General features: G+C 70.0%; 14 protein-coding genes. 13 read left to right on the top strand and 1 reads right to left on the bottom strand.

Translation table 11 applies throughout. The annotated features are described in order from the left end of the window. Nucleotides 1-10: 10 nt before the first annotated feature. From ACQHII_RS38990 to nusB, 13 genes are all read left to right on the top strand, one after another. Nucleotides 11-457: a DUF948 domain-containing protein gene (locus tag ACQHII_RS38990; protein ID WP_063739143.1), complete on the top strand. Its 447-nt coding sequence runs from the start codon at nt 11-13 to the stop codon at nt 455-457. Nucleotides 458-464: 7 nt separating this feature from the next. After that, nucleotides 465-815 carry a hypothetical protein gene (locus tag ACQHII_RS38995; RefSeq protein ID WP_427923662.1) on the top strand — a complete coding sequence of 117 codons (351 nt, stop codon included), beginning with the start codon at nt 465-467 and terminating at the stop codon, nt 813-815. Continuing rightward, nucleotides 815-3,487 carry an alanine--tRNA ligase gene (alaS, locus tag ACQHII_RS39000; RefSeq protein ID WP_427923663.1) on the top strand — a complete coding sequence of 891 codons (2,673 nt, stop codon included), beginning with the start codon at nt 815-817 and terminating at the stop codon, nt 3,485-3,487. The genes ACQHII_RS38995 and alaS overlap by 1 nt, the downstream gene beginning before the upstream one ends. A 15-nt stretch (nt 3,488-3,502) precedes the next feature. Continuing rightward, nucleotides 3,503-3,967, top strand: a complete 465-nt coding sequence (gene ruvX / locus ACQHII_RS39005) for a Holliday junction resolvase RuvX (protein WP_427923664.1) — start codon at nt 3,503-3,505, stop codon at nt 3,965-3,967. Nucleotides 3,968-4,089: 122 nt separating this feature from the next. Next, entirely contained in the window at nt 4,090-5,853 is a 1,764-nt protein-coding gene (gene mltG, locus ACQHII_RS39010; RefSeq protein WP_427923665.1) for an endolytic transglycosylase MltG, read from the top strand. Then, nucleotides 5,834-6,673, top strand: a complete 840-nt coding sequence (locus ACQHII_RS39015; protein ID WP_427923666.1) for a shikimate dehydrogenase — start codon at nt 5,834-5,836, stop codon at nt 6,671-6,673. Before mltG ends, ACQHII_RS39015 begins: the two co-directional genes overlap by 20 nt. Nucleotides 6,674-7,020: 347 nt before the next feature. Continuing rightward, nucleotides 7,021-8,205, top strand: a complete 1,185-nt coding sequence (gene aroC, locus ACQHII_RS39020) for a chorismate synthase (protein ID WP_427923667.1) — start codon at nt 7,021-7,023, stop codon at nt 8,203-8,205. Then, nucleotides 8,202-8,720, top strand: coding sequence for a shikimate kinase (locus ACQHII_RS39025; RefSeq protein ID WP_427923668.1), 519 nt, complete (start codon nt 8,202-8,204; stop codon nt 8,718-8,720). Before aroC ends, ACQHII_RS39025 begins: the two co-directional genes overlap by 4 nt. Then, nucleotides 8,717-9,808 (top strand): 3-dehydroquinate synthase, encoded by a 1,092-nt coding sequence (aroB, locus tag ACQHII_RS39030; RefSeq protein ID WP_200712619.1) that lies wholly within the window; start codon nt 8,717-8,719, stop codon nt 9,806-9,808. Before ACQHII_RS39025 ends, aroB begins: the two co-directional genes overlap by 4 nt. A 167-nt stretch (nt 9,809-9,975) precedes the next feature. Next, entirely contained in the window at nt 9,976-10,788 is an 813-nt protein-coding gene (locus tag ACQHII_RS39035; RefSeq protein ID WP_388105577.1) for a Pro-rich N-terminal domain-containing protein, read from the top strand. Nucleotides 10,789-10,954: 166 nt separating this feature from the next. Further along, complete coding sequence (locus tag ACQHII_RS39040; RefSeq protein ID WP_427923669.1) at nt 10,955-12,061, top strand: M24 family metallopeptidase; 1,107 nt, start codon at nt 10,955-10,957, stop codon at nt 12,059-12,061. A 60-nt stretch (nt 12,062-12,121) separates the two neighbouring features. After that, nucleotides 12,122-12,688, top strand: a complete 567-nt coding sequence (gene efp / locus ACQHII_RS39045; RefSeq protein ID WP_043683951.1) for an elongation factor P — start codon at nt 12,122-12,124, stop codon at nt 12,686-12,688. Between the two features lie 2 nt (nt 12,689-12,690). Beyond that, the gene (nusB, locus tag ACQHII_RS39050; protein ID WP_019066395.1) at nt 12,691-13,125 is read left to right on the top strand and encodes a transcription antitermination factor NusB; all 435 of its coding nucleotides are present in this window, start codon (nt 12,691-12,693) and stop codon (nt 13,123-13,125) included. Between the two features lie 162 nt (nt 13,126-13,287). On the opposite strand, the gene bldD is transcribed toward nusB, so the two are convergent. Then, nucleotides 13,288-13,788, bottom strand: a complete 501-nt coding sequence (gene bldD / locus ACQHII_RS39055) for a transcriptional regulator BldD (protein WP_019059743.1) — start codon at nt 13,786-13,788, stop codon at nt 13,288-13,290. Nucleotides 13,789-13,904 lie beyond the last annotated feature (116 nt).

The raw sequence follows: 13,904 nt of genomic DNA on the forward strand, positions 1-13,904 counted from the left end.
CGGGTGTCAGGTGTCCGGTGGAGAGGTGGCCGGGATCCTGGTGGCCGTCTTCTGGGCGATCCTGGTCTCCTTCCTCGCCGTCGCACTGGTGAGGCTGGCCCAGACGCTCAAGGCGACCACCAAGCTCGTCGCGGACGTCACCGACCAGGCCGTCCCGCTCCTGGCGGACGCCTCCGCGGCGGTGCGCTCGGCGCAGACCCAGATCGACCGGGTCGACGCGATCGCCTCCGACGTCCAGGAAGTCACGTCGAACGCCTCCGCCCTGTCCACCACCGTCGCCTCCACCTTCGGCGGTCCCCTCGTCAAGGTCGCGGCCTTCGGCTACGGCGTCCGCCGGGCCCTGGGCGGCCGACGCGAGGACGTGCCCGCGCCGTCGGGGGCGTCCCGTCGTACGGTGATCGTGGGCCGTACCGTCCCGGCCGGACGGCGGGGCAAACGCACCCGGAAGAAGGACTGACCGAGCGATGTTCCGCCGTACGTTCTGGTTCGGCACGGGCGTGGCCGCCGGTGTCTGGGCGACCACCAAGGTCAATCGCAAGCTGAAGCAGCTGACCCCCGAGCACCTCGCCGTCTCCGCGGCCAACAAGGCGCTCGAAGCCGGGCACCGGCTCAAGGACAGCGCGGTGGGCTTCGCGCTCGACGTCCGCGCGGGCATGGCCCAGCGGGAGGCCGAACTCGGCGACGCGCTGGGGATCAACGCCCCGGTCGACCCCGAACTCCCCGCCGCCCGGCGGTACATGGCCATCGAGAACCACAGCACCCCGAAGTCCGTCGACAGGACGACGTACTCGTACAACCGGAATGAGGACCACTGATGGAGTCGGCTGAAATCCGCCGCCGCTGGCTGAGCTTCTACGAGGAGCGCGGCCACACCGTTGTCCCCTCGGCGTCGCTCATCGCGGACGACCCGACTCTGCTCCTGGTCCCCGCCGGCATGGTCCCCTTCAAGCCGTACTTCCTCGGCGAGGTCAAGCCGCCGTGGCCGCGCGCCACCAGCGTGCAGAAGTGCGTGCGTACGCCCGACATCGAAGAGGTCGGCAAGACCACCCGGCACGGCACGTTCTTCCAGATGTGCGGCAACTTCTCCTTCGGCGACTACTTCAAGGAAGGCGCCATCACCTACGCCTGGGAGCTGCTGACCTCGCCCCAGGACAAGGGCGGTTACGGTCTCGACCCCGAGCGGCTGTGGATCACGGTCTACCTCGACGACGACGAGGCCGAGACGATCTGGCGAGACAAGATCGGTGTCCCGGCCGAGCGCATCCAGCGCCTCGGCAAGAAGGACAACTACTGGTCGATGGGCGTCCCCGGACCCTGCGGCCCGTGCTCCGAGATCAACTACGACCGCGGCCCCGAGTTCGGCGTCGAGGGCGGCCCGGCCGTCAACGACGAGCGGTACGTGGAGATCTGGAACCTGGTCTTCATGCAGTACGAGCGCGGCGAGGGCATCGGCAAGGAGGACTTCGAGATCCTCGGCGAGCTGCCCAGCAAGAACATCGACACGGGCCTCGGCCTGGAGCGCCTGGCGATGATTCTCCAGGGCGTGCAGAACATGTACGAGATCGACACCTCGATGGCGGTCATCAAGAAGGCCACCGAGCTGACCGGCGTCGAGTACGGCGACTCCCACGAGTCCGACGTCTCCCTGCGTGTCGTCACCGACCACATGCGCACGTCCGTGATGCTCATCGGCGACGGCGTGACCCCCGGCAACGAGGGCCGCGGCTATGTCCTGCGCCGCATCATGCGCCGTGCCATCCGCAACATGCGCCTGCTCGGCGCCACCGGCCTGGTCGTCAAGGACCTCATCGACACCGTCATCGCGATGATGGGCCAGCAGTACCCCGAGCTCGTCACCGACCGCCAGCGGATCGAGACCGTCGCCCTCGCCGAGGAGGCCGCCTTCGTCAAGACGCTGAAGGCCGGCACCAACATCCTCGACACGGCCATCTCCGAGACGAAGGAGACCGGCGGCAAGGTCCTCGCCGGCGACAAGGCGTTCCTGCTCCACGACACCTGGGGCTTCCCGATCGACCTCACCCTCGAAATGGCCGCCGAACAGGGCCTTTCCGTGGACGAGGACGGCTTCCGGCGCCTGATGAAGCAGCAGCGCGACCAGGCCAAGGCCGACGCCCAGGCCAAGAAGACCGGCCACGCCGGCGTCGGCGCCTACCGCGCGATCGCCGACCAGGCCGGCGAGACCGACTTCATCGGCTACTCCGACACCCGGGGCGAGTCCACGATCGTCGGCATCCTCGTCGACGGCGTCTCCTCCCCGGCCGCCACCGAGGGCGACGAGGTCGAGATCGTCCTCGACCGCACCCCCTTCTACGCCGAGGGCGGCGGCCAGATCGGCGACACCGGCCGCATCAAGGTCGAGTCCGGTGCCGTGATCGAGATCCGCGACTGCCAGAAGCCGGTCCCCGGGGTCTATGTCCACAAGGGCGTAGTCCAGTTCGGCGAGGTCACCGTCGGCGCCAAGGCCGAGGCCTCGATCGACGTCCGCCGCCGTACCGCCATCGCCCGTGCCCACTCGGCCACCCACCTCACCCACCAGGCGCTGCGTGACGCGCTGGGTCCGACGGCCGCGCAGGCCGGTTCGGAGAACCAGCCGGGCCGCTTCCGCTTCGACTTCGGTTCGCCGTCCGCGGTTCCCACCGCCGTGATGACCGACGTGGAGCAGAAGATCAACGAGGTGCTCGCCCGCGACCTGGACGTGCACGCCGAGATCCTCAGCCTCGACGAGGCCAAGAAGCAGGGCGCCATCGCCGAGTTCGGCGAGAAGTACGGCGAGCGGGTCCGCGTCGTGACCATCGGCGACTTCTCCAAGGAGCTGTGCGGCGGCACCCACGTCCACAACACTTCCCAGCTCGGCCTGGTGAAGCTGCTCGGCGAGTCGTCGATCGGCTCCGGAGTCCGCCGTATCGAAGCGCTCGTCGGGGTCGACGCCTACAACTTCCTCGCCCGGGAGCACACGGTCGTCGCCCAGCTCCAGGAGCTGATCAAGGGCCGCCCGGAGGAGCTTCCGGAGAAGGTCTCCGCCATGCTCGGCAAGCTGAAGGACGCCGAGAAGGAGATCGAGAAGTTCCGCGCCGAGAAGGTGCTCCAGGCCGCCGCCGGACTCGTCGAGTCCGCCAAGGACGTGCACGGCGTCGCCGTCGTCACCGGCCAGGTCCCGGACGGCACCACCCCGGACGACCTGCGCAAGCTGGTCCTCGACGTGCGCGGCCGGATCCAGGGCGGACGGGCCGCCGTCGTGGCCCTGTTCACGGTCAACAACGGCAAGCCGCTCACCGTCATCGCCACCAACGAGGCCGCCCGCGAGCGCGGTCTCAAGGCCGGTGACCTGGTGCGCGCCGCCGCCAAGACCCTCGGCGGCGGCGGTGGCGGCAAGCCGGACGTCGCCCAGGGCGGCGGCCAGAACCCGGCCGCCGTCGGCGAGGCCGTCGACGCCGTCGAACGCCTCGTCGCCGACACGGCGAAGTAAGAAGCGGTCGAGAGTATGAGAAGAGGACGTCGGCTCGCGCTCGACGTCGGGGACGCCCGCATCGGGGTCGCCTCGTGCGACCCCGACGGGATCCTCGCCACTCCCGTCGAGACGGTCCCCGGCCGTGACATCCCGGCGGCGCACCGCCGGCTGAAGCAACTCGTCGAGGAGTACGAACCGGTCGAAGTCGTCGTCGGCCTCCCCCGCTCCCTCAAGGGCGGCGAGGGACCGGCCGCCGTGAAGGTCCGGGCCTTCGCCCAGGAGCTGGCCAGGGGCATCGCCCCGGTACCGGTCAGACTGTTGGACGAACGGATGACCACAGTGACGGCCAGTCAGGGACTGCGCGCCTCGGGCGTCACGTCCAAGAAGGGCCGCTCGGTCATCGACCAGGCAGCGGCCGTCATCATCCTTCAGCAGGCGTTGGAATCCGAACGGGTGTCAGGTAAACCACCCGGCGAGGGCGTCGAAGTGGTCATCTGATCGCGATACGGTAACGTTCCGCGCGATGCGATGGTGTTCGAACAGCCATGGCACAGCAAGAGGCGGGACGGGAGCCGGAGCCCCAAGCGCCGCGACCGCCGCCTCGCGGCTCTAGGGGATCGATGACTGAGTATGGCCGGGGCCCAGGCTCCGAACCGTGGCATCCGGAGGACCCGTTGTTCGGGGACATCGGATGGGAAGGCCAGCAGGCCCACGTGGGCCAGCAGTCTTCGTACGACGGCCAGCAGCAGCACTATCCGGAACAGCCGCAGCAGCCACAGCAGTACGGCGACTGGGGTCACGGCCAGCAGGCCGACTACGGTCAGGCGCAGCAGCAGTACCAGGTCTACGACGAACAGGGCCACCCGCAGTACCCCGATCAGCACCAGCAGTACAACGGTCAGCAGCAGTACAACGACCAGCAGCAGTACGCCGATCAGAGTCATCAGCAGTACGCCGGTCAGCAGCAGCAGTACCAGCAGGGCGGCTGGGACGGCACCCACCCGCACAACCAGGTCCCGTACGCCGCCGACCCCGGTGACCCGTACGGGCAGCAGGCCGCCGCCTATGGCGAACAGCAGCCCGATTTCTACGGCACGCCCGACGCGTTTCCGCCGCCGGAGCCGCCCGGCAAGCGCCGCACGGAACCCGAGCCGGAGAAGACCGACTGGGACCCGGGGCCCGACGAAGGCGAACACGCGTTCTTCGCGGGTGGCGGCGACGACGAGGACGAGGTCGACGACGAGCCCGAGGACGGCCGCCGGCGCGGCAAGGGTGGCAAGGGCAAGGGCAAAGGCGGCAAGGAGAAGAAGCGCCGCAACGGCTGTGCCTGCCTGGTCGTCGTCCTGGTGTTCGGCGGAGGTCTCGCCGGCGTCGGCTATTTCGGCTGGCACTTCTACCAGAACCGTTTCGGCTCGGCGCCCGACTACGCGGGCGACGGCACCGGTTCGGTGAGCGTCACCATCCCCAAGGGCGCCTTCGGCTCGGACATCGGACAGAAGCTGAAAGAGGCGGGAGTCGTCAAGAGCGTCGACGCGTTCGTCGCCGCCCAGTCGCAGAATCCCGACGGGAAGAAGATCCAGGCCGGCGTCTTTCTGCTGAAGAAGGAGATGTCCGCCGCGGCCGCCGTCAAGCTGATGCTCGACCCCAAGAGCCAGGACAATCTCATCGTCGCCCCCGGCTGGCGAAACGCCCAGGTCTACGCGGCGATCGACAAGAAACTCCAGATTTCCAGCGGCACCACCAAGGCCGTCGCCAAGAAGGAATTCAAGAGCTTCGGACTGCCCGACTGGGCGAACGACAACTCGAACATCAAGGACCCGCTGGAGGGCTTCCTCTACCCGGGAACCTATGGCGCCGCCAAGGGTATGAAACCCGAAACGGTCCTCAAACAGATGGTAGCCCAGGCCAACGACAATTACGACGCGATCGACCTCTCGGCGAAGGCCAAGGCGCTCAATCTGGACAGTCCGCTGCAGGTCATCACGGTCGCGAGCCTCGTCCAGGCCGAGGGCAAGACGCACGAGGACTTCCGGAAGATGGCCGAAGTCGTCTACAACCGGCTCAAGACCACGAACACCGAGACCAACCGCTACCTGCAATTCGACTCGACCTTCAATTACCTGAAGGGCCAGAGCAACATCCGCATCAGCGAGTCCGAGATCAACAGCAACAAGGACCCGTACAACACCTACACCCAAAAGGGCCTGCCGCCCGGACCGATCGACAACCCCGGTGCCGAGGCTCTGGCCGCGGCGCTGAATCCGACCCACGACGGCTGGATCTACTTCGTGGCGACCGACGGCGAGAACAAGACCGAATTCGCCAAGACGTACGCCGAATTCCAGGCACTCAAGGACAAGTTCAATGCCACCACGGGCAACTGACGCCCGCCGGGCCGCTGTGCTCGGTTCGCCCATCGCCCACTCCCTCTCCCCGGTGCTGCATCGCGCGGCATACGGGGAGCTGGGCCTCGACGACTGGTCCTACGACCGCTTCGACGTCGACGAGGCCGGTCTGCCGGGGTTCTTCGAGGACCTCGGGCCGGAGTGGGCGGGGCTGTCCCTGACGATGCCGCTGAAGCGGGCCGTCATACCGCTGCTCGACGAGATCAGCGAGACAGCGGCATCGGTGGACGCGGTCAACACGGTCGTGTTCACCGAGGACGGCCGCAGCGTCGGCGACAACACCGACATCCCCGGCATGGTCGCCGCCCTCCGCGAACACGGCATCGAACAGGTCGACTCGGCCGCGATCCTCGGCGCCGGCGCCACCGCCTCCTCCGCGCTCGCCGCCCTCTCCCGGATCTGCACCGGCGAGGTCGTCGCCTACGTCCGCAGCGAGGCCCGCGCCGCCGAGATGCGCCAGTGGGGCGAGCGGCTCGACGTGGAACTCCGTACGGCCGACTGGGCCGACGCGGCGGAGGGCCTGCGCGCCCCCCTGGTCTTCGCCACCACCCCGGCCGGCACCACGGACGCCCTCTCCTCCCTCGTACCGGAACGCCCCGCCACCCTCTTCGACGTCCTCTACGACCCCTGGCCCACCGACCTCGCGGCCCGCTGGTCCGGCTACGGCGGCGCGGTCGTCAGCGGCCTCGACCTCCTGGTCCACCAGGCCGTGCTCCAGGTGGAACAGATGACAGGCCACCGGCCGGCCCCGCTGGACGCGATGCGCAGAGCGGGCGAGAAGGCCCTGGCCGACCGCTGACGCGGGCGCGTTCGCACGGGGGAGAAGAAGCGGCCCGGCCCACGGGCCGCAGAGCGCTGAGCAAGGCGAGCGCGCAGATTCACCGCGGCCTCGCGGGTCCGCGAGAGCAGGCGGCCGGTCGTCCACGCGGGGAGGTGAAGTGGCCCTTCCTGCTGGTCGTGGAGCGTGTGCCGGTCGCTGACCTCGGCCGTTCGGCGTCCGCTCTCTGGACCGTCGGCCAGGTCCGTGTGCCGAACGTGGGAGGATCGGGGGCGGCGGGCCAGGGCCGCGCACCCGGTCACGCCGACGCCGTACGCGAGGACACGCGTACGCAGGGCAGTACCAGGGCGCGAGCATGAGGAGCACCGTTGAGCAGGTTGCGCTGGCTGACCGCGGGGGAGTCCCACGGTCCCGCACTCGTGGCGACGTTGGAGGGTCTTCCCGCCGGCGTCCCGATCACCACGGAGATGGTCGCGGACCACCTGGCCCGGCGCCGGCTCGGCTATGGACGCGGCGCCCGCATGAAGTTCGAGCGCGACGAGGTCACGTTCCTCGGCGGTGTCCGCCACGGCCTCACGCTCGGTTCCCCGGTCGCGATCATGGTGGGCAACACCGAGTGGCCGAAGTGGGAGCAGGTCATGGCGGCCGACCCCATCGACCCGGAGATCCTCGCCGGGCTGGCCCGCAACGCCCCGCTGACCCGCCCGCGCCCCGGCCACGCCGACCTCGCCGGTATGCAGAAGTACGGCTTCGACGAGGCCCGCCCGATCCTGGAGCGCGCCTCCGCCCGGGAGACCGCCGCGCGGGTCGCGCTGGGCGCGGTGGCCCGGTCGTACATCAAGGAGACGGCCGGCATCGAGATCGTCTCGCACGTCGTCGAGCTGGCCTCGGCCAAGGCCCCGCAGGGTGTCCTGCCCACGCCGGCGGATGTCGAGAGGCTGGACGCCGACCCGGTGCGCTGCCTGGACGCGGACGCGTCGAAGGCGATGGTCGCGGAGATCGACCAGGCCCACAAGGACGGCGACACCCTGGGCGGTGTGGTCGAGATCCTCGCCTACGGCGTCCCCGTCGGCCTCGGCTCGCACGTCCACTGGGACCGCAAGCTCGACGCCCGCCTGGCCGGTGCCCTCATGGGCATCCAGGCCATCAAGGGCGTCGAGATCGGCGACGGCTTCGAGCTGGCGCGGGTGCCCGGTTCCAAGGCGCACGACGAGATCGTGAAGACCGACGAGGGCATCCGGCGCGTGTCGGGCCGTTCCGGCGGTACCGAGGGCGGCCTGTCCACCGGCGAACTGCTGCGGGTGCGGGCCGCGATGAAGCCGATCGCGACCGTGCCGCGCGCGCTCCAGACCGTCGACGTCGTCACCGGTGAGGCCACGCAGGCCCACCACCAGCGCTCCGACGTGTCCGCGGTCCCGGCCGCCGGGATCGTCGCGGAGGCGATGGTCGCGCTCGTCCTCGCGGACGCGGTGGCGGAGAAGTTCGGCGGCGACTCGGTGCCCGAGACCCGCCGCAACGTCCGCTCGTACCTCGAGAACCTGGCCATCCGGTGACCGCGACCCCGCTGGTCGTCCTGGTCGGCCCGATGGGGGTCGGCAAGTCGACGGTCGGACAGCAGCTCGCCGAGCGGCTCGGTGTCGGCTACCGGGACACCGACGACGACATCGTGGCGGCCGAGGGCCGATCCATCGCGGAGATCTTCGTCGACGAGGGCGAGCCCGTCTTCCGCGCGATCGAGAAGCGCGCCGTCGCCCAGGCACTCGCCGGGCACGACGGCGTCCTGGCGCTCGGCGGCGGTTCGATCCTCGACGAGGACACCCGCGCGCTGCTCGCCGCACACCGGGTCGTCTACCTCTCCATGGAGGTGGACGAAGCCGTCAAGCGCACCGGCCTCAACGCGGCCCGCCCGCTGCTGGCCATCAACCCGCGCAAGCAGTGGCGCGAACTGATGGAAGCCAGGCGCCACTTGTACGCCGAGGTCGCGCGGGCCGTCGTATCCACCGACGGCCGCACCCCCGAGGACGTCACCCAAGCCGTCCTGGACGCACTGGAGTTGAAGGAAGCATGAGCGAGTCAGTGACGCGGATCCAGGTCGGCGGCACGGCGGGCAGCGACCCGTACGAGGTCCTGGTGGGCCGTCAACTCCTGGGCGAACTGGGCGGGTTGGTCGGCGACAAGGCCAAGCGGGTCGCCGTCATCCACCCCGAGGCGCTCGCCGAGACCGGTGACGCGCTCCGTGCCGATCTGGCGGGGCAGGGCTTCGAGGCCGTGGCGATCCAGGTGCCGAACGCGGAGGAGGCCAAGACCGCCGAGGTCGCCGCCTACTGCTGGAAGGCGCTGGGCCAGTCCGGGTTCACGCGCTCCGACGTCATCGTGGGCGTCGGCGGCGGCTCCACCACCGACCTGGCCGGATTCGTCGCCGCGACCTGGCTGCGCGGGGTCCGCTGGATCGCCGTACCGACCACCGTGCTCGCGATGGTGGACGCGGCGGTCGGCGGCAAGACCGGCATCAACACCGCCGAGGGCAAGAACCTGGTCGGCTCCTTCCACCCGCCGGCCGGCGTGCTCTGCGACCTCGCCGCGCTGGACTCCCTCCCGGTCAACGACTACGTCTCCGGGCTCGCCGAGATCATCAAGGCCGGCTTCATCGCCGACCCGGTGATCCTCGAACTCATCGAGTCCGACCCGGAGTCCGCCCGCACCCCGGCGGGACCGCACACCGCCGAGCTCATCGAGCGCTCCATCAAGGTCAAGGCCGAGGTCGTCTCCGCCGACCTCAAGGAGTCGGGCCTGCGCGAGATCCTCAACTACGGCCACACCCTCGCGCACGCCATCGAGAAGAACGAGCGCTACAAGTGGCGGCACGGCGCCGCAGTGGCCGTGGGCATGCACTTCGCGGCCGAACTGGGCCGTCTCGCTGGCCGGTTGGACGACGCGACGGCCGACCGCCACCGCACAGTGCTCGAATCCGTCGGCCTCCCGCTCAGCTACCGCTACGACCAGTGGCCCAAGCTGCTGGAGACCATGAAGGTCGACAAGAAGTCCCGCGGCGACCTGCTCCGCTTCATCGTCCTCGACGGCCTCGCCAAGCCGACGGTCCTGGAGGGCCCCGACCCGGCCGTTCTCCTCGCCGCGTACGGCGAAGTGGGCGACTAGGTCCCGCCAAGCCCCATCCACCCGATGTGCCTTGCGGGGACGGGCACTTCGGCCCCTCCCCGGCCGTTCACCAAATGGCGGCCGGGGAAGGTACCGTTCGGTAGGGAGCGGGGGTTTCGGGCCCGCTGCCAGCGCCAATTGCCTTGTACGAGACGGAGTGGCACCGGATGCAGCACGCAGTGGGGTCTCCGCTGCCGCCGCCCCACCAGCCGGGGCAGGGACCGGCCGCCGGTTGGATGCCGACGGGACAGCACCCGGGCCCACAGCATCCGGGCTCGGTGCCCCCACCGCCGGCGGCCCCGCCGATGCCGTACACGATCCCGCGCCACGTCCCGGACACCACCGGCCATGTCCAGCTGCCGCCCGGCGGCCCCGTGGCCATGCCGAGTACGCCGCCCGCGCAGGCCGCGCCCGACCCGACCTCCACCACCCTCGCGGTGCTGCTCATCGGCCCCGCCGGCGCGGGCAAGACGAGCGTCGCCAAGTACTGGGCGGACCACCGCCGGGTCCCCACCGCGCACATCAGCCTCGACGACGTCCGCGAATGGGTGCGCTCCGGTTTCGCCGACCCCCAGTCCGGCTGGAACGACCACTCCGAGGCGCAGTACCGCCTGGCCCGCCGCACCTGCGGCTTCGCCGCCCGCAACTTCCTCGCCAACGGCATCTCCTGCATCCTCGACGACGCGGTCTTCCCCGATCGTCCGGTCGTCGGCCTCGGCGGCTGGAAGCGCCACGTGGGCCCCGGCCTCCTCCCCGTAGTCCTCCTCCCGGGCCTCGAAATAGTCCTGGAGCGCAACGCCAAACGCTCCGGCAACCGCCGCCTCACCGACGAGGAGGTCGCCCGCATCCACGGCCGCATGGCCGGCTGGTACGGCTCGGGCCTCCCGATCATCGACAACTCCCAGATGGACGTACAGCAGACGGCCCAGGTACTGAACGACGTCCTGGCCAGGTCGATAGCAAGCCCACCGAGCTGGTAATCGCCGGAAAGGTGTCCCACCAAGGGGCGCGGGGCTGTATCAATATGCGGCTCCGCCGCGTGGGCGCGACAAGCCCCCACCGGCCCGCAGCCGAAACTCCGGGCCCGTCCCCCGAACGGCACCCTCCCAACCGGCACAATCCGGCCACCGCTCCTACGCTCGTCTCATGTCAGAGGTCTACGCAGCCCGCAGAGCCAGGCTGAGGGAACGAGCCCAAGCCGGCGGCAGCCAATCCGCCCTGGTCACCCACCCGGCCAACGTGCGCTACCTGGCGGGCCCCGCCCCGCAGGACACCGTCCTGCTGCTGGGCAAGCGCGAGGACATGCTGGTCTGCGCGAGCCCATTGGACGAGCGTCCAGCAGAGGGCCGCCCTGACGAAACCCTCCGCATCCACACCCTCCCCGGCCCCGGCGGCGACCCCGCCGTAGCCGCCGCGGACCTCGCGTCGGCGACCGGCGCCGAATCCATGGCCGTGGAGGAGCACCACCTCACCGTGACCCGCCACCGGGCCCTCCGCTCGGTCGCCCCCGCGCTGCGCCTCACCGACATCGGCGGCGCGGCGGAGCAGCTGAGGGTCGTCAAGGACGAGGAGGAGATCTCCTGTCTGAGAATCGCCGCCGAGATCGCCGACCAGGCCCTCGGCGAGCTGCTGGAGTCGATCCTCGTCGGCCGCACCGAACGCCATCTCGCCCTCGAACTGGAGCGGCGGCTCGTCGACCACGGCGCGGACGGCCCCGCCTTCGCCACGTCCGTCGCGACCGGCCCGCACTCCGGCCGTCGTGGTCACCGGCCGACCGACCGCCGGGTGGAGGAGGGAGATTTCCTCTCCGTCTGCCTCGGCGCGACCTACCGCGGCTACCGCTGCGAGATCGGCCGTACGTTCGTCATCGGCACCTCGCCCGCCGACTGGCAGATCGAGCTGTACGACCTCGTCTTCGCCGCCCAGCGCGCCGCGCGGGAGTCCCTGACCCCCGGCGCCGCCTACCGCGATGTGGACCGCGCGGCACGTCAGGTGCTGGACTCCGCGGGGTACTCGCAGGGCCTCGCACCCCTCACCGGCCACGGTGTCGGACTCGAAATCGACGAGGACCCGCAGCTGGCCCCCGCGGCCATGGGTAAACTGGACGCTTGCGTGCCGGTCACCGTCGAACCGGGGGTCCACCTCCCGGGCCGGGGCGGTGTCCGGATCGATGACACGCTCGTCGTACGCCCTGAGGCGGACGGCGGACCCGAGCTACTCACCATCACGACCAAGGAACTGCTCGCGCTCTAGCTTTTCGAGCTGTGCGCGGGCCCCGTGGTCGTCCACGTCAGTCCAGGAGATTCCGCAACCGTGGCTTCCACGAACGACCTCAAGAACGGCCTGGTGCTCAAGCTCGACGGGGGCCAGCTCTGGTCCGTCGTCGAGTTCCAGCACGTCAAGCCCGGCAAGGGCCCTGCCTTCGTGCGCACCAAGCTCAAGAACGTGCTCTCCGGCAAGGTCGTCGACAAGACGTTCAACGCCGGCGTCAAGGTCGAGACGGCCACTGTCGACAAGCGCGACATGCAGTTCTCGTACATGGACGGCGAGTACTTCGTCTTCATGGACATGGAGACCTACGACCAGCTCATGGTCGACCGCAAGGCCGTCGGCGATGCCGCCAACTTCCTGATCGAGGGCTTCACCGCCACGGTCGCGCAGCACGAGGGCGAGGTGCTCTTCGTCGAGCTGCCCGCCGCCGTCGAGCTGACGATCCAGGAGACCGAGCCCGGCGTCCAGGGCGACCGCTCCACCGGTGGCACCAAGCCCGCCACCCTGGAGACCGGCTACCAGATCCAGGTCCCGCTCTTCATCACCACCGGTGAGAAGATCAAGGTCGACACCCGTTCGAGCGACTACCTCGGCCGGGTGAACAGCTAACCGTGGCTGCCCGCAATACGGCCCGCAAGCGCGCCTTCCAGATCCTCTTCGAGGGCGACCAGCGCGGAGTCGGCGTCCAGACCGTTCTCGCGGACTGGATCCGGCTCTCCCGGGACGACACCCGGCAGCCGCCGGTCAGCGAGTACACGATGGAGCTGGTCGAGGGGTACGCGCAGCACGCGCGCCGCATCGACGAGCTGATCGCCCAGTACTCGGTCGGCTGGACGCTGGACCGCATGCCCGTGGTGGACCGCAACATCCTGCGCCTCGGCGCCTACGAGCTGATCTGGGCCGACGAGACCCCGGACGCCGTCGTCCTCGACGAGATGGTGCAGCTGGCCAAGGAGTTCTCGACGGACGAGTCGCCCTCGTTCGTCAACGGCCTGCTGGGCCGCTTCAAGGACCTGAAGCCCTCGCTGCGCCGGGACGAGGCGTAAGAGGTACGGCATCGCCAGGGGGCCCGCAGCGTGACTGCTGCGGGCCCCCTGGCGTATCGGTGTGTCCGCGACCCCTGAGGCCCGCAGAAAGCCGCCGGGGTGGCCGGAACCGTGAAGTTCCGGCCACCCCGGCGGCACGTTTCTGCTGAGACGGGGAGCGGCTCAGTTCTCCTCGTGGGAGACCGCGCGACGCGCGTCCGCGTCCAGCACGCCCCAGCTGATCAGCTGCTCGGTGAGGACCGAGGGCGACTGGTCGTAGATGACGGCGAGTGTGCGCAGGTCGTCCTGGCGGATCGAGAGCACCTTGCCGTTGTAGTCACCGCGCTGGGACTGGATCGTGGCGGCGTACCGCTGCAGCGGGCCGGCCTTCTCGGCGGGCACGTGGGCCAGCCGCTCCAGGTCCAGCACCAGCTTCGGCGGCGGCTCGGCGGCCCCGCCCGGCGTGGTGCCCGGCAGCAGCTCCTGCACCGGAACCCCGTAGAAGTCCGCCAGCTCGGCGAGGCGCTGCACGGTGACGGCACGGTCGCCGCGCTCGTACGACCCGACCACGACCGCCTTCCAGCGTCCCTGGGACTTCTCCTCGACACCGTGGAGGGAAAGGCCCTGCTGGGTGCGGATGGCCCGGAGCTTGGCCCCGAGCTGTTTGGCGTATTCGCTGGACATATAGCTCCCCGGACACTGTGTCTACGCGGCAGCAGTGTTTCCGTGCCGCGCGGCTGGTAACTCACTGTGAGGTTACGCAGCGTTACACTTCCGCGTCAAGCCGAATGGTCCGCACC

The organism is Streptomyces sp. cg40 (assembly GCF_050320165.1).
In the GTDB taxonomy this organism is placed as follows: domain Bacteria; phylum Actinomycetota; class Actinomycetes; order Streptomycetales; family Streptomycetaceae; genus Streptomyces; species Streptomyces hokutonensis.